This window comes from Mycobacterium sp. 1245111.1 (genome assembly GCF_001673405.1).
In the GTDB taxonomy this organism is placed as follows: domain Bacteria; phylum Actinomycetota; class Actinomycetes; order Mycobacteriales; family Mycobacteriaceae; genus Mycobacterium.
Window position 1 is genome coordinate 26,402 of sequence record NZ_LZLV01000074.1, and the last position, 15,584, is coordinate 41,985.

At 65.2% G+C, this 15,584-nt stretch carries 12 protein-coding genes, 1 other RNA gene and 2 pseudogenes; 8 read left to right on the forward strand and 7 right to left on the reverse strand.

Going from position 1 to position 15,584, the window contains the following annotated elements; translation table 11 throughout:
- The gene (locus A5658_RS11965; protein ID WP_067334610.1) at positions 1–891 is read left to right on the forward strand and encodes a DMT family transporter; all 891 of its coding nucleotides are present in this window, start codon (positions 1–3) and stop codon (positions 889–891) included.
- Here the strand turns inward: A5658_RS11965 and A5658_RS11970 are convergent.
- The gene (locus A5658_RS11970) at positions 888–1,604 is read right to left on the reverse strand and encodes a 2OG-Fe(II) oxygenase (protein WP_067334613.1); all 717 of its coding nucleotides are present in this window, start codon (positions 1,602–1,604) and stop codon (positions 888–890) included. The two genes, A5658_RS11965 and A5658_RS11970, sit on opposite strands and share 4 nt — an antisense overlap.
- A gap of 93 nt (positions 1,605–1,697) precedes the next feature.
- On the opposite strand from A5658_RS11970, the gene A5658_RS11975 reads away from it, so the two are divergent.
- Both A5658_RS11975 and rnpB read left to right on the forward strand, forming a co-directional pair.
- Positions 1,698–2,984: a DUF222 domain-containing protein gene (locus A5658_RS11975; RefSeq protein ID WP_067334616.1), complete on the forward strand. Its 1,287-nt coding sequence runs from the start codon at positions 1,698–1,700 to the stop codon at positions 2,982–2,984.
- A 48-nt stretch (positions 2,985–3,032) separates the two neighbouring features.
- Positions 3,033–3,423: RNase P RNA component class A (gene rnpB, locus A5658_RS11980), an RNA gene on the forward strand.
- 127 nt (positions 3,424–3,550) lie between these two features.
- On the opposite strand, the gene A5658_RS11985 is transcribed toward rnpB, so the two are convergent.
- Positions 3,551–3,841, reverse strand: coding sequence for a hypothetical protein (locus A5658_RS11985; protein WP_067334619.1), 291 nt, complete (start codon positions 3,839–3,841; stop codon positions 3,551–3,553).
- Positions 3,838–5,142 carry a cytochrome P450 gene (locus tag A5658_RS11990; protein WP_067334623.1) on the reverse strand — a complete coding sequence of 435 codons (1,305 nt, stop codon included), beginning with the start codon at positions 5,140–5,142 and terminating at the stop codon, positions 3,838–3,840. The genes A5658_RS11985 and A5658_RS11990 overlap by 4 nt, the downstream gene beginning before the upstream one ends.
- 221 nt (positions 5,143–5,363) lie before the next feature.
- Here A5658_RS11990 and A5658_RS11995 point away from each other — a divergent pair, with 221 nt between their 5' ends.
- Complete coding sequence (locus A5658_RS11995) at positions 5,364–5,933, forward strand: TetR/AcrR family transcriptional regulator (RefSeq protein ID WP_067334626.1); 570 nt, start codon at positions 5,364–5,366, stop codon at positions 5,931–5,933.
- Positions 5,934–6,192: 259 nt separating this feature from the next.
- On the opposite strand, the gene A5658_RS12000 is transcribed toward A5658_RS11995, so the two are convergent.
- The 3 genes from A5658_RS12000 to panB all read right to left on the reverse strand — a co-directional run bounded on the left by A5658_RS12000 (position 6,193) and on the right by panB (position 9,387).
- Positions 6,193–6,732: a hypothetical protein gene (locus A5658_RS12000; RefSeq protein WP_156751403.1), complete on the reverse strand. Its 540-nt coding sequence runs from the start codon at positions 6,730–6,732 to the stop codon at positions 6,193–6,195.
- Between the two features lie 298 nt (positions 6,733–7,030).
- Positions 7,031–8,500 carry a CYTH and CHAD domain-containing protein gene (locus A5658_RS12005; RefSeq protein WP_067334633.1) on the reverse strand — a complete coding sequence of 490 codons (1,470 nt, stop codon included), beginning with the start codon at positions 8,498–8,500 and terminating at the stop codon, positions 7,031–7,033.
- A gap of 44 nt (positions 8,501–8,544) precedes the next feature.
- Positions 8,545–9,387, reverse strand: coding sequence for a 3-methyl-2-oxobutanoate hydroxymethyltransferase (panB, locus tag A5658_RS12010; protein WP_067334660.1), 843 nt, complete (start codon positions 9,385–9,387; stop codon positions 8,545–8,547).
- Positions 9,388–9,559: 172 nt separating this feature from the next.
- Here panB and A5658_RS12015 point away from each other — a divergent pair, with 172 nt between their 5' ends.
- The 4 genes and pseudogenes from A5658_RS12015 to A5658_RS12030 form a co-directional block, all read left to right on the forward strand.
- On the forward strand, positions 9,560–10,951 hold the full coding sequence (locus A5658_RS12015; RefSeq protein ID WP_067334637.1) for a wax ester/triacylglycerol synthase family O-acyltransferase: 1,392 nt from the start codon (positions 9,560–9,562) through the stop codon (positions 10,949–10,951).
- A 49-nt stretch (positions 10,952–11,000) separates the two neighbouring features.
- Positions 11,001–12,563 (forward strand): alpha/beta hydrolase, encoded by a 1,563-nt coding sequence (locus tag A5658_RS12020; protein ID WP_067334640.1) that lies wholly within the window; start codon positions 11,001–11,003, stop codon positions 12,561–12,563.
- Positions 12,564–12,679: 116 nt separating this feature from the next.
- The gene (locus A5658_RS12025; RefSeq protein ID WP_067334643.1) at positions 12,680–14,233 is read left to right on the forward strand and encodes an alpha/beta hydrolase; all 1,554 of its coding nucleotides are present in this window, start codon (positions 12,680–12,682) and stop codon (positions 14,231–14,233) included.
- A gap of 48 nt (positions 14,234–14,281) precedes the next feature.
- Positions 14,282–15,304, forward strand: a pseudogene (locus tag A5658_RS12030) (glutamine synthetase family protein); the annotation flags it as partial.
- Here the strand turns inward: A5658_RS12030 and A5658_RS27515 are convergent.
- A pseudogene (locus A5658_RS27515) lies at positions 15,285–15,566 on the reverse strand (glutamine synthetase); the annotation flags it as partial. The pseudogenes A5658_RS12030 and A5658_RS27515 overlap by 20 nt on opposite strands.
- Positions 15,567–15,584: the final 18 nt, after the last annotated feature.

Consider the following 15,584-nt stretch of genomic DNA (forward strand, 5'->3'; position numbering starts at 1 on the left):
ATGGAGTGGACAGCACATCACGCGGTGGCGATCGGATCGGCTTTGCTCGCGGCGTTCTTCGTTGCGGTGGGAATTGTCATCCGGCAGCGCGCGATCCAAGCCGAGGCGGCCCACCGGAACGACTCGAGCGCAATTGTGACGTCGTGGATTCGACAGCCGGCGTGGTGGGGCGGAACTCTAGTCGCGGTCGGCGGATATGGGTTTCAGGCTTTGGCGTTGGCGCACGGATCGTTGTTGCTTGTGCAGCCACTGCTGGTGTCGGCGCTGTTGTTCGTGCTGCCGCTGGGTGCGAGGTTTTCCAAACAGCATGTGAGTCGCGCGGATTGGGTGTGGGCGCTGCTGCTGACCGCGGCGCTCGCCGTTTTCGTTCTCGTGGGACAGCCGCGCGAGGGCCACTATCGCCCGCCCGTACCCGCGTGGAGCGTGGCGCTGGCCGTCGTGGTCCCGGTGGTGATTCTCTGCGTCGTGGCGGCTCATCGAACCATTGGTCGAACGCGTGCCATGCTGTTGGCCAGCTCCGTCGCCGTGTTGGTCGGCACGATCGCGGTCCTGACGAAAGTCAGCGTTCACCACCTCGTCATGCACGGGTGGCGTGGACTACTGACGGTGCCCGCGCCGTATGTGCTCATCGTGCTGGCCATCGGGGTAACCGTGTTGCAGCAGTCGGCATTTCATGCCGGCGCATTGCAGGCGTCGGTACCGGTCATGTTGGTCGGTGAACCCATGGTCGCGGTGTTGTTGGGTGTGGTGATACTCGGTGAGCACCTGGTGGTCCGGGGCCCCGGAGCCCTGATACTGGTGGCGGCCATCGTCGCGATGACGGCAGCCACGATTGCGCTGGGCCGTGATTCAGTTCCCAGGACGGAACAGGGCGAAGTGATCGGTGCTTAGGCCGCGTCGTGAAAGATCAGCCCGAGCGCATAGCGCTCGCCGGACCGCACAACCGACAAGCCGTGGCGCACCGGCGCCGCGGACCAGCCGCGCGCCGAGCGTACCGGGCGATCGCGGGTGGTGAACAGGTAGCCGTGGCCCTGCGGCAATTGGGTTGCGGTGCCACGTGACTGGGCCCGCGCCCGCTGTTCGACCAGCATGAATTCGCCGCCGGTGAACTCGGTCTGCGGGTCGCTGAGGTTGATCACCACCTGAAGCGGAAACACCAAGTCGCCGTAGAGGTCTCGATGCAGCGCATTCCAGTCGTCGGCGCCGTAGCGCAGCACCAGGGCGGTCGACCGGGTCTGGCCCGCGGCATGGCACATGTCCAGCCACTCGTCGAGGGTGTCGGGCCAGGGTGCGTCGCGGCCCAGCTTGGCCCACCAGTCCCGCGCGATCGGCAGCAGCCGCGGATACAGCGCCTGCTTGAGCTGCTCGATCGGCTCGGGGTAGGGGGCGTTGAAGTAGCGGTATTGACCGGACCCGTAGCGACGCGGGCCCATATCGATGGTCGAACGGAACAAGGCGTCGTCGGCGAACAGCGTGCGGACCCGTCGGGCCTCGGACGGCGCCAGCAAGCGCGGCAGCAACGCCCCGCCAAAGTCGTTGACAGTGGCGGCGATCGCGTCCCAGTCGCCGCTGTCGACCCGCTTCGACCATCGATTCGCCGGCATCAGTCGCAGCCTCCCTTCGCTCCTAACCAGTAGACGATAGGAATGCCGGGAATGTGAGACGGGATGATTGCGGATAGTGCTACAATCGAACACATGTTCGAATATCTCTTGAGCCTCGATCACGGGTCACCCGAGTCTGACCTGGTGGCGCGGATTGCCGAGCTCGAAAGGTTGAAGTCGGCCGCGGCGGCAGCCCAAGCGCGCGCGGCGGTCGCGTTGGACGTCGCACGCCGATCCGCCGAGGCAGCCGCCGGGGTTCCGGCCGCAAAACGCGGCCGGGGGGTGGCGAGCGAGGTCGCGCTTGCGCGAAGGGATTCACCCGTTCGAGGGAATCGGCATCTGGGATTTGCAAAGGCCTTGGTGAATGAGATGCCGCATACGTTGGCGGCATTGGAAACCGGGGTGTTGTCGGAGTGGCGCGCCACCCTGATCGTGCGCGAAAGCGCCTGCTTGGATGTCGAGGACCGACAAGCGCTGGACGCGGAATTGTGTTGCGATCCAGCCAACCTCGACGGAATGGGTGATGCCCGGTTGGCGGCGGCGGCCAAAGCCATTGCGTATCGGCTTGACCCACACGCGGTCGTCGACCGGGCTGCCAAGGCGGACGCCGAACGGACGGTGACCATTCGGCCCGCGCCCGACACGATGACCTACCTCACCGCGCTGCTGCCGGTAGCCCAGGGCGTTTCGGTGTACGCGGCACTGCGACGGGAGGCCGACATCACATTTGACGGACGATCCCGCGGCCAAGTCATGGCCGACACCCTTGTCGAGCGCGTGACTGGGCGAAGCGCGGCAATTCCCACACCAATTGCGGTCAACCTGGTTCTGTCGGACCGCACTCTGCTGGGCAACGACACCGCCCCAGCGGACATCAGCGGATACGGGCCCATTCCCGCAGAGGTTGCCCGGGGGCTTGTGATGGCAGCAGCAATCGACCCGCGGTCACGCGCCATACTGCGACGGATTTACTGCCATCCGAAGTCCGGCGCGCTGGTGAAAATGGAGTCACGGGCTCGGCTGTTCCCGCGCGGGCTTGCCGAATTCATCGGGTTGCGTGATCAGCGCTGTCGCACGCCGTATTGCGACGCGCCGATCCGACACCTCGACCACGCCCGACCACATGCTCGCGGCGGACCGACGGATGTTGCCAACGGAGTGGGATCGTGCGAACGCTGTAACTACGTCAAAGAAGCTGCCGGTTGGCAGGTCAGCACCGAGGTTGACGAAACTGGCAGGCACACAACCGAAGTCACCACCCCGACCGGAAGGGCGTACCGGTCTACGGCGCCTCCGCAGCCGGGGTGGACGGCACGTGTGGAGATCAGCGAAATAGAAGTCGCAATCGAAGTGGCGTTATCGGGATTGCACGCTGCTTAGATAGCCGCTGGCCTGCGCATTCCGTAACGAGTACGGTGTTAGCGCGGACGAGTTGGCTGGGCGGCCGCGGCTCGGGCTCATGTAGCGCCGAGTCGAGGAAAGTCCGGACTTCACAGAGCAGGGTGATTGCTAACGGCAATCCGAGGTGACTCGCGGGAAAGTGCCACAGAAAACAGACCGCCACCTGCGCGGTGGTAAGGGTGAAACGGTGCGGTAAGAGCGCACCAGCATTCCGGGTGACCGGGGTGGCTAGGCAAACCCCACCCGAAGCAAGGTCAAGAAGACCGCACTACGGTGCGGTCGCGCAGGCGTTTGAGGGTTGCTCGCCCGAGCCTGCGGGTAGACCGCTCGAGGCACCCGGTGACGGTGTGTCCAGATGGATGGTCGCCGCCGCGTCGATGACGCGGTACAGAATCCGGCTTACAGGTCAACTCGCCCGCCTACGACATTCCACTTGGCATAAATGCCGCTTCGGGTGAATGGGCACCTCCCACCGCTCGCGCTCGTACAGCACCGGAGATCACGACAGCGAGCTTGACCCAGCCCCGGTTCGCGTTCGAGTTGGCCTAGTTATGGAGGGTCCACTGTCGATGCAGCAGGCTGGCAGTGAAGTAAGTCAGATAGGCACCGGTCGCTGCGTAGGCGACTCGACGGGTAAGAGGATTGAGCACGGCCAAGCCCAGTGCTGTTTCGATGATTCCGTTGATAATGACGTGGGTATGAATGCTGTCCTTGAACGCACGGCGATTAACCCATTCGAACGCGCGTGGGCACAGTAAGTGCGCGACACCGGACACGGCGAAGGTAAGTCCTCCGAGCACGGCGAACCACTCGGATGGTGGACGGTTGCTCCTCATCCGCTGACTTTGTGGAGGACGAGGGGAAGACGTGTCGGGCCTCGCAGGGCGCTGTTGGTGGACCACGTTGCGGGTCCGGTAGCGGAGATTCGTGAGACGCGGTTGATGAGTTCGCGGAGAACAGCGTGGGCTTCCATCCGGGCTAGCGGTGCGCCCAGGCATAGGTGTGGGCCGTAGCCGAACGCGACGTGTGTGCGCGGGTTGCGGTCGGCGCGGAAAGTGTTGGGTTCGTCGAAGGCCAGCGGATCGCGGTTGGCGGCCCCGACAGAGACCAGCAGCCGAGAACCCGTTGGAATGATGACTTCTCCAATTTGGTGCGGGGCGCGCGTGTAGCGGTACATGTGCTGAACGGGACTGGTGTAGCGGAGGTGCTCTTCGATGGCGTGCGGGATGAGTTCTGGGTTGGCGCGAATCATGTCGTATTGGTCAGGGAATTGCGCGTAGGTGTCGAGCATTCCGCCGAGGAGGTTGGTGGTGGTTTCGTTACCGGCAATCAACAGCGTGATGGCGATGTAAAACAGTTGATCGTCGGTGAGTTCGCCGTCGGTGCTGTGCTCAAGCAGCCGGCCCAAAACGGTGTTGGAACCCTTGATGTCCCCTGCCGCCAGATGCGCCATGAAGTAGCGGCGCAGTGTCACGGCGGCGCGCATCGCTCGCGCCCCATGGACAACGCCGTTCACGGTCGGTGTGATGTTGAGGAACTGGGTGCATTGGTCGGACCACTGGTGGAAGTCGTGATAATCGGAATCCGGGATTCCGAGAATCGCGGCGATCACACGCACCGGCATCGGGACCGTCAGCCGCTTGACCGCGTCATCGCCGGGGTTGTTGACCATGTTGTCTACGACTTCGGTGGCCAGCCGGTCGATGATGTCGCGCCAATTGTCCAGTGCGCCTTTGGTGAAGGCGGGCTGGACCTGTTTTCGGAGCCGACTGTGCACGTCGTCGTCGGTGAAAACGACCATGTCAGCGACCATCCGTATCCGCGTCACCCCTTGGCTACTGGTCACCTGGTCCGTATCGCGTAAGGCGGCGCGCACGTCGTCGAGCCGATGCAGTATCCAGGTGGCACGTCGAGGGTTGTAGTGCACGCGTCCGCCCCGGTGCAGGGCGTCGTATGCGGCGTGGGGCTGTGCTGCGGTGGCCGGGTCCAGCGGGTCGTAGTCGGTGTTGACCGCACCGGTCCATGCGCTGTATCCGCGTCGGCGCACCTGTATCGCAGCAGAGATGTTCAACCGCCCCGCTGCGAACAGCGGAGTCAGCAGCGAAACGGCACCGCGTGCGGTCTGGGCGATGGTCATGCGAGCGCACCTTTCTAAGAGACAGGTCCCAGAGTCTGTGGGGCCGTCGCAGGCGTCAACGGCTCGCAGCGAAGTTGCAAGGTCTAGCAGGAACCAAGCTCGGGCCTCTGCCGGAGCAACTCTGCCCGACCTGAGCATTTTGGTGAGACAAACACGAAAGTTCGTCTCACGGTGATAGAACGAATTTCGTCTCTGTCTCACGCGAATGAAGGCCCGATGTAATGGCTCAAAAGGACTGGGTACTCGGTGCGGACCGCAACGCAGAAGCACTTGACCGAATTCTGTCGGCGGCCTTGGACCTTGTATCGCGCGATGGGTTCGACGCGTTCACTATCGACGCGCTTGCGGCCAGGTTGCACTGCTCGCCCGCAACGATCTACCGGCGGGCAGGCGGAAAGGCGGCGATCTTCGAACGCCTCATATCAATCTTCGCCGACCGCATCATCCGTTCGATGCATCGCGCCATAGACGGGCTCGAGGGAACGGAGCGTATCGCCACGGCCATTCTCGTTGGGTTGGACTACATGCGCGCTGAACCGCTAGGAAAGCTAATCATGGGAGACATTCGGCCAGATCAGGACAGCGGGGCTGTGACGGCCTCACCGCTCGTTGCCAAGATCGCCGCAGAGATGATCGGAATCGGTGATCCTTTGGCCGTGCAGTGGGTCATACGGGCCACCTTCTCGTTGTGGTACTGGCCGGTCAAGGACAGGCAGACCGAATACGAGTTAGTGACGCGATTTGTGGCCCCGTCGGTGACGCAAGGTATCCGCGGATTGGGAGCAAGCTAGTCGGCTGCGTGTGGTCAGCGAGCACGCGGTAGACGGTCGCTCTGCGCACGCCCAAGGTTGAGGCGATGTGCTGGCCGATTCGCAACTCGCATGCATCCGTTGCGCTAGAGCGGTTTTCGAAGTGTCTAGCCCTGGGCCTTCCGATCAATGCCCTATGAATCACTGGCAAATCAGGTCGGCGCGCAAAGCGACAACAACGCGGTCGCGGCCACCACCTCGGCACGCGACGATGGGCCTTCGTGGGGAATTGTGCAGGGAATCAGCCGTACAAGATCGGATCGAGGAACAGTTGGAAGATGATCGGGTCCAGCGTGGCCCCGATGCCGCTGGCATACAGCAGGTAATCCAGGCCGATGGCCAAGTCGCCGGTCCAATTGAGGGGCACACCGTTGTCGAGGAAGTAACCAAAACCGGCGGGGTCCATGCTGAACGGCAGCTGGTCCATTGGAAGCGTCGGGTCCAACCTGTAGGCGATGATGCTGAACGGGTCGACCTGGTTACCGAAGTTGAATAGGAAGCTATCGATGCTGGTGTCCAAGTTGGCTGCCAGGGTCGGATCGTTGCTAGCCAACAAGCTGTCAGCCGAGGCGGTCCAGGCGTTGATCCCGCTGTTTCCGAACAGGTCCTCGAATGGGTTCGGGCCGCCGAGCAGGTCATCGGATGGGATGACTTCGTCGTCCGCGCCGGCGGCGGGAGCGTTAGCAACCACAAGCGCGGCGGCGATTACCGCGCTGGCAGCCAATGCCATTCCTAGCGGGGACCGGCTCCGCCGGAATGCTCCACGATCGCTGCGACTCATGTCGGGGCCTCCTCTTCTCAGCCCTATGTGAAGTTTGTTAGGAATCCCCCCACCTGCACTTTTGGTGTCCCGCGGCGTGTAATTAGGCTCGTGTCTAAGAACTTCTTAGTCCACATTCGCAACCCACGCGTCAGATCGTCTGAACTGGCAGAATCTGTTGTTCTGTGGACAGTTCGCCGCGACCTGCCGCCGGCGATAACGATCGGCTACGTCGCGAGGTGAGACACGTCGTGCTGCGCGAATCGCGCAGCACTTCGGCATTAGTGACGCGCGTTTGATCGAGATCGGCCGCTACGGACTACGTAATCTTCCGGAGTGCGTTGAAGAGTTTCCGCAGCTTCGGCTCGAGTCGCCGTCGGCTCGCGACCGCCAACTCGGCTTCCCGCTGGTATAGCAGCCCGTAGGTAAACGTGTCCTCGCCCGCGTCGTGCGCGGCTTCGGCCTGCTCGATCAAGTGTTCGCGGCTGACCACGCTGTCCTGGTGATCGCCGAGCAGCGATTGCAGTTTCTTGGCGCGCTTCGACACCTTCGTTGCCTCCGCGGCGTCTGCGGTGTAGCGAAGACGCTTGGCGCGCTTACGGATTCGGTGTATCGCGTCGTTGCGGTCGGCTTCGCCGCCGGCCCGTCGGGCGGCCTTGGCCGCCTTGCGGACCTTCTTGCCGGCGGCGGCGACGGTGGCCGCGGCGGGCTGGTGCTCGGTTGACGGGGAGTCGGCGATCAGCGCGTCGAGTCCGTCGAGCAGACGGAAGTATCGCGGTAAACGCATGGCGGCCAAGGCATGTCGAAGCCCGGTGCGGTAGCGCTGTTCGGCGCCGCCGATCAGCCGCTCCCGGATCGGGCCGCGGACCAGTTCCGGCGGCACATCGTCCAGCGCGTCGCGATAACGCTCGGCCAACACCTCCGCGTCGCGGGCGACGCCGAGCACGTTGCCCAGCTCCCGCAGCTCGTCGATGATCGGTGCGTCGCCGGTGAGCCCGAAGGAATCCGGCGAGGCCTGCAGCAAGCTGCGGATCTTGCGGGCCGTCACCCTCATCTGGTGGACGGCGTCGTCGGCCTCCGCGCGCACCGCGCGATCCCACACCAGCAGTTCACCGATCTGCTCGGCCATCGCCCGGTGCAGCGGCTCGGTCGGTAGCGCTTTCGGGGACGTGCGCAGCACCCGCGCCAGCTTGGAGCCGACTCCGGACCGCATCGCACCGACGTCGAAAAGCCGCTCAGAGATATGGTCCATCAGCTCGGCATCGGTCTCGCCGTCGACGAGTTCGAGCTCCCACTCACGCCACCGCAGCCCGCCGATGCTGCCGTCGGCGCCCTGGCCCGCGGCGACCTGGTCGTCGCAGAACTCCGCGACCACCGCGTCGCCGAGGCCGTGGAGCAGTTGAACATGCCGGGTGGTGCTGATCCGCGCCACCGGGCTCACGGCCCGGTCCCGGACGATGGCCAGCACCACGTCGAGCAGTTCGGGCGGCACGTCGTGCCGCTCGCCGTCGTCCAGCGGAGCCCGCACCTCGGTGCGCGCGTCCGGGCCGGCCGGCAGCTTCAGATGCCAGCCCGCGTCGGGCCCACCGGTGCGGCGCCGCAACGTGATTCGATTGGCCGCTAGGTCGCGCTCGGAGGTGTCGTAGTACACCGCGTCCAGCGTCTGGGTCTCCGCGTGCTCCACTCGGGTGATGCCTGCGATGCCGTCGAATGACGGTGGCTGGGTGGAGGCATCGACGTCGAACTTGCGCTCGACTTCGAGATAGCGGGACGGATCGCCGGGGGACATGGCCGCTAGCGTGCCACGTCCGGGTGACGGCTAAACCAGAGGGGCTAGAAGCTGTGTTCCTCGTCGGGGAAGCTTCCGGACGCGACCTCATCGGCGTATTGCGTTGCCGCGCGGTGCAATTCGCCACCGACGTCGCCGAACCGCTTGACGAACTTGGCCGTCTTGCCGTTGGTGAGTCCGGCCATGTCCTGCCACACCAGCACCTGGGCGTCGCAGTTGCGGCCGGCACCGATTCCCACCGTCGGGATGGTCAGCTTGCCGGTGATCTGGGTGGCCAGTTCGGCCGGCACCATCTCCATCACCACCGCGAACGCGCCGGCTTCGGCCACGGCGATCGCGTCGTGGATGGTCTGCTCGGCGGCGTCACCGCGGCCCTGCACCCGGAAACCGCCCAGGGTGTTGACGCTCTGCGGGGTGAAGCCGATGTGTGCCATCACCGGAATGCCGGCGGCGGTCAGCGCCGCGATCTGCGGGGCGACCCGCTCGCCGCCCTCCAGTTTGACCGCGTGTGCGCCGGCCTCCTTCATGAAACGGATCGCGGCGTCGAGTGCGGCGGCCGGGCCGGCCTCATAGCTGCCGAACGGGAGATCGGCGACCACCAGAGCGTGCGGTGCGCCCCGCACGACGCCGCGCACCAGGGGGATCAGCTCATCGACGGAGACGGGCACCGTGGTGTCGTAGCCATAGACGACGTTGGCGGCTGAGTCACCGACCAGGAGCACCGGGATGCCGGCATCGTCGAAAACACGGGCGGTGGAGTAGTCGTAGGCCGTGAGCATCGCCCATTTGTGGCCTTCGGCCTTCATTTTCTGCAGGTGGTGAATGCGGGTCTTGGCCCGAGGCGCAGCGTTCGACGATTGGGCACCATAAACAGTCTGTTCAGACATCATTGTCCCTAGTTGCGGTCTGGTCGATCCTCGAGGCCCATCCGGGTCCCCGGGTTCGTCTGACTCGACCAGTTTGCCACTTCGGGCCAACTGGTCCAAGTGGACTTCCTCACATCGGGGCCCATCGTGCGATTCCGTTACCGCCCCTGCCCAGCGGACATACCATCGGCGGATGCAGCGCCTCAGTGGACTCGACGCCAGCTTCCTGTATCTCGAAACCCCTGCACAGCCGTTGCACGTCTGCTCGATTCTGGAGCTCGACACGTCGACGATGCCCGGCGGGTACACCTTTGACCGGCTCCGCGACGCGCTGGCGTTGCGGGTGAAAGCAATGCCGGAGTTTCGCGAGAAGCTTGCCGACAGCGCCTTCAACCTGGACCACCCGGTGTGGGTGGAGGACAACGATTTTGACGTCAGCCGGCACCTGCACCGGATCGGTCTGCCGCCGCCGGGCGGACGGGTCGAACTCGCCGAGATCGCCGGCCACATCGCCTCGTTGCCGCTGAACCGCACCCGCCCGCTGTGGGAGATGTGGGCGATCGAAGGCGTGGCCGGCACCGACGCGCAGCAGGGCGGCCGCATGGCGGTCATGACCAAGGTGCACCACGCCGCGGTGGATGGCGTGACCGGCGCCAACCTGATGTCGCAGTTATGCACGACCGAGGCCGATGCGCCCGCTCCGGATCCGGTCGACGGTGTCGGCGGCGCCAGTGAGTTCGAGATCGCGCTGACGGGCGCGCTGAAATTCGCGGCCCGGCCGTTACGCCTTGCCAACGCGCTGACGGACACCGCATCGACTGTGGTCAAGACCGTAATGCGGGCGCGCAGCGGCCAGACGATGGCGCCTCCGTTCGGGGCGCCGCGCACGGCGTTCAACGACACCATCACCCCGCATCGCAACATCGCCTACGCGCAGTTGGACCTCGGCGACATCAAGAAGGTCAAGGACCACTTCAACGTCAAGGTCAACGACGTGGTGATGGCCCTGGTGGCGGGTGTCCTGCGACAATTCCTGCTCGACCGTGGCGAACTGCCCGATTCGCCGCTGGTGGCCATGGTGCCGGTCTCCGTGCACGGCAAGTCGGATCGGCCTGGGCGCAACCAGGTTTCGGGTATGTTCGCCAGCTTGCAAACCCACATCGCCGATCCCGTCGAGCGGATCAAAGCCATCGCTGCCGCGAATTCGGTTGCCAAACAACACAGTTCGGCGATCAAAGCGACGCTTCTGCAGGACTGGTCGCAGTTCGCCGCGCCGGCGGTATTCGGGGTCGCAATGCGGGCCTACGCCCGGACCAGCCTCACCAAGCGCATCCCGGTGCACAACCTGGTGATCTCCAACGTGCCAGGTCCGCAGGTGCCGCTGTATTTCCTGGGCAGCGAGGTCAAGGCGATGTATCCGCTCGGGCCGATCTTCCAGGGCTCGGGTCTCAATATCACTGTGATGTCGCTGACCGGCAAACTCGACGTCGGGATCATCGCCTGCCCGGAGCTGTTGCCCGACCTGTGGGAACTGGCCGACGACTTCGCTGTCGGGATGGAAGAACTGCTGCTCGCGACACGGTAGACGGCCCAGCGACCCGGGGCCTGCGCCGGCGCATGGCACCATGTCTGGCATGGGGACCCCTCGCCGCGGCAAGATCGCGCGCACGATGCTGATCTGGACCGCGATGGCGGTGGTCGCGGTGACAGTGGCCGGTTGCACGCAGGTCGTCAAGGGGCGCGCACTGATGTATGGACCAAAAGTCGGCCAGCCGGTGGAGTGGGGCCCGTGCCGCGTGGCCGGCGGTGGCGGCCAGGCGAAGCTGCCGAGCGGTGTCCAGTGCGGCAAACTTGCGGTGCCCGTCGACTACCGCCACCGCAATGGCGACGCGACCACGCTGGGGCTCGTTCGCTTTCCCGCGACCCGGGACAAGATCGGCTCGCTGGTGATCAATCCCGGCGGCCCGGGTGAGTCCGGCATCGAGGCCGCCGTCGGGCTGGTGCAGTCGTTGCCGCCGCAAATCCGCGAGCGATTCGACCTGGTCGGCTTCGACCCGCGCGGAGTCGGGTCATCGCGGCCGGCGATCTGGTGCAATTCCGACGCCGACAACGACCGACTGCGCACCGAAACGCAAGCCGACTACAGCCCGGCCGGTGTCGCGCACATCGAAGAGGAGACCAAGGAATACGTCGCCCGCTGCGTCGCCAAGATGGGCAAGAAGTTCCTGGCGAACGTCGGAACCGACAATGTCGCACGTGATCTGGACACCATCCGCGAAGCGTTGGGCGACAGCAAGTTGACGTTCTTGGGCTACTCCTATGGCACCCGCATCGGCGCCGCCTACGCCGAAGCCTTCCCGAAGAACATCCGGGCGATGATCCTGGACGGGGCGATCGACCCCAATGCCGATCCGGTCGAGTCAGATTTGCGGCAGGCCAAGGGGTTTCAGGACGCGTTCAACAACTACGCGAAAGACTGCGCGAAATCGCCGACCTGCCCGCTGGGCACTGACCCGGCCAAAGCCGTTGACGTGTATCACAATTTGATCTACCCGATGGTCGACAAGAACAACCCGACGCGCGGCATACCCATGCGCACCAAAGACCCACGCGGACTGAGCTATAGCGACGCGATCATCGGCACCATCATGGCGCTGTATTCGCCGACGTTCTGGCACCATCTGACGAGCGCGCTGACGGAGATGTCCCATCACCGCGGTGATGTCATGCTCGAACTGGCCGACCTCTATATGCGTCGCGACAAGAGCGGCCATTACAGCAACTCGACCGACGCGCGGGTGGCGGTGAACTGCGTGGACCAGCCGGCGGTCAAGGATCGCGCCAAGGTCATCGACGAAGACCGCCGCTCCCGCGAGGTCGCGCCGTTCATGAACTACGGCAAGTTCACCGGCCACGCCCCACTCGGCACGTGCGCGTTCTGGCCGGTGCCGCCAACGAGCAAGCCGCACACCGTCTCTGTGCCCGGCCTGACGCCGACGCTGGTGGTGTCCACCACCCACGACCCGGCGACGCCGTATCAGGCCGGCGTGGACCTCTCCAGCGAGTTGAAGGGTGGACTGCTGACCTTCGACGGCACCCAGCACACGGTGGTGTTCCAGGGCAACAGTTGCATCGATGACTATGCGACGGCCTACCTCGTCAGCGGTACCGTGCCTTCGAAGGGGGCTAGGTGCTAGCACCGCCCGTGGTCGGTTTCGGCAGCGAAATGTCACGACCCCGCGGTCAATAACGAGATCAAGGTGTGACCAATGGGATCACGGCCTGTGGCCGACGCGTGTCACGATTGACCACCATGTGGCGCATGAGACGGATGAGCTCTGCGCTGTTTTCTCTCACGCTGACGACGTCGGTCGCGGTGGTCGCGATGCCGGCGGCCGGAGCGGCGCCGGGATATGACGCGGGTCCGACGCCCAGCCCGGCCGCGCCGCAGCCGGCCTCGGCGCCGCAACTGAATTGGGGGAATTGCAGCCAGGTTGTCAAAAGCCCCAAGGACGTGCCCCGCGCGCAATGCGGGACGGTCGCGGTTCCAGTCGACTACGCGAATCCCACTGGCGCGCAGGTACAACTCGCGGTGATCCGGATCCCGGCCACCGGGCCGCGGATCGGGGCGCTGCTGGTCAACCCGGGCGGACCGGGGGCGTCGGCGGTCGACATGGTCGCCGCGATGGGACCGGACCTGGCCGACTCCGAAGTCAGCCGCCGGTTCGATCTCGTCGGCTTCGACCCGCGCGGCGTCGGCCATTCCACACCCGGCGTGCACTGCCAGACCGACGCCGAGTTCGACGCCTACCGCCGCGAGCCGATGGTCGATTTCAGCCCGGCAGGTGTGGCGCACATCGAGCAGATCTACCGGCAGATCGCGCAGCGCTGCGTCGCGCGCAACGGCTCGGCATTCCTCGAGAACGTCGGAACCGCTTCTGCCGCACGCGATATGGATGCGATACGCGAGGCGCTCGGCGACGACCAGATCAACTACCTGGGCTACAGCTACGGCACCGAACTGGGGACCGCGTACCTGGAGCGTTTCGGCGACCACGTCCGGGCGATGGTGCTCGACGGCGCGGTCGACCCGAGCGTCGGCCCGATCGAAACGCTGATCAATCAGCAGGCCGGATTCCAGACCGCGTTCAACGACTATGCCGCGGACTGCGCCCGCTCGGCGGACTGCCCGCTGGGCACCGACCCGAACCAATGGGTTGCCCGCTATCACCAACTGATCGACCCACTGGTGGCCCGGCCCGCGCCCACCCCCGAGGGCCGTCCCCTCGGTTATTCCGACGCGATCACGGGCACCATCAACGCGCTCTACACCCCGCAGTTCTGGAAATACCTCACCAGCGGACTGCTTGGTCTGCGCCGCGGCACCGATCCCGGCGACCTGTTGGTGCTGGCCGACGAGTACTACGGCCGCGACGCCAAGGGGCACTACAACAGTTCCCAGGACGCGTTCAACGCGATTCGCTGCGTCGACGCGCCCGAGCCGACCGACCCGGCGACATGGGCCGACACCGATCAGCGGATCCGTCAGGTCGCGCCGTTCTCGTCGTACGGACAGTTCACCGGTCACGCGCCCCGCGACCTCTGCGCGCTGTGGCCGGTGCCCGCGACGTCGTCGCCGCATCCGGCCGCGCCGGCGGCCCCGGGCAAGGCCATCGTCGTGTCTACCACGCACGACCCGGCCACCCCGTACCAAGCCGGCGTCAACCTGGCTCGCCAACTCGGCGCCGATCTGATCACTTTCGAAGGCACCCAACACACCGTGACGTTCAACGGAAACGACTGTGTGGACAACGCGGTGGTCCGTTACTTGGTCGACGGCATCGCGCCAGGAAACTTAAGGTGTTAAGCCGCGCTGGTAACACAAATTTAACGCTGCATGCATATTGTTCGGGGTATGGATCGACAAAAGGAATTCGTGCTCCGCACGCTGGAGGAACGGGACATCCGATTCGTCCGGCTGTGGTTTACCGACGTGCTCGGTTTCCTCAAGTCTGTCGCGATCGCGCCCGCGGAACTTGAGGGCGCATTCGAAGAGGGCATCGGGTTCGACGGGTCGTCCATCGAAGGCTTCGCCCGGGTCTCCGAGTCCGACACGGTCGCCCATCCCGATCCGTCGACGTTCCAGGTGTTGCCCTGGACCACCACCGGCGGCGACCACCACTCAGCCCGGATGTTCTGCGACGTCAAGATGCCGGACGGCTCGCCATCGTGGGCCGACCCGCGCCACGTGCTGCGTCGTCAGCTAGGTAAAGCGAACGACCTGGGCTTCTCCTGCTACGTGCACCCCGAGATCGAGTTCTTTCTGCTCGAAGCCGGTCCCGAGGACGGCACCGAACCGGTGCCGGCCGACAACGCCGGCTACTTCGACCAGGCCGTGCACTCCGCTTCCAACTTTCGGCGCCACGCGATCGACGCCCTGGAATCGATGGGCATCTCGGTGGAATTCAGCCACCACGAAGGCGCGCCCGGCCAGCAGGAGATCGACCTGCGCTTCGCCGACGCGCTGTCGATGGCCGACAACGTGATGACGTTCCGTTATCTCATCAAAGAGGTCGCGTTGAACGAGGGTGCGCGGGCGACGTTCATGCCCAAGCCTTTTGGCCAATATCCAGGCTCGGCCATGCACACTCACATGAGCCTGTTCGAGGGCGAGGTCAACGCGTTCCACAGCCCCGACGACCCGCTACAGCTCTCCGACGTGGCCAAGTCGTTCATCGCCGGAATCCTCGAGCACGCCAGCGAGATCAGCGCCGTAACCAACCAATGGGTCAACTCCTACAAGCGGTTGGTGCTCGGCGGCGAGGCGCCCACCGCGGCGTCGTGGGGTGCCGCGAACCGCTCAGCGCTTCTGCGCCAAGTTCGGAGCCTTCCATCGCCCGCAACGCCTCGTCGAGACTGGAGGGCAGTTCCCGATAGCCCATCGCGCGGCGCTCGGTGGGGGTGAGGTCCCAGACGTTGTCTTCGGCCTGCGGCCCCAGAACGTAGCCCTTCTCCACCCCGCGCAGCCCGGCGGCCAGCAGCACCGCGAACGCCAGATACGGATTGCAGGCCGAGTCGGGGCTGCGCACCTCGACGCGCCGCGACGACGTTTTGTGCGGGCTGTACATCGGGATGCGCACCAGCGCTGAGCGGTTCGCGGCACCCCACGACGCCGCGGTGGGCGCCTCGCCGCCGAGCACCAACCGCTTGTAGGCGTG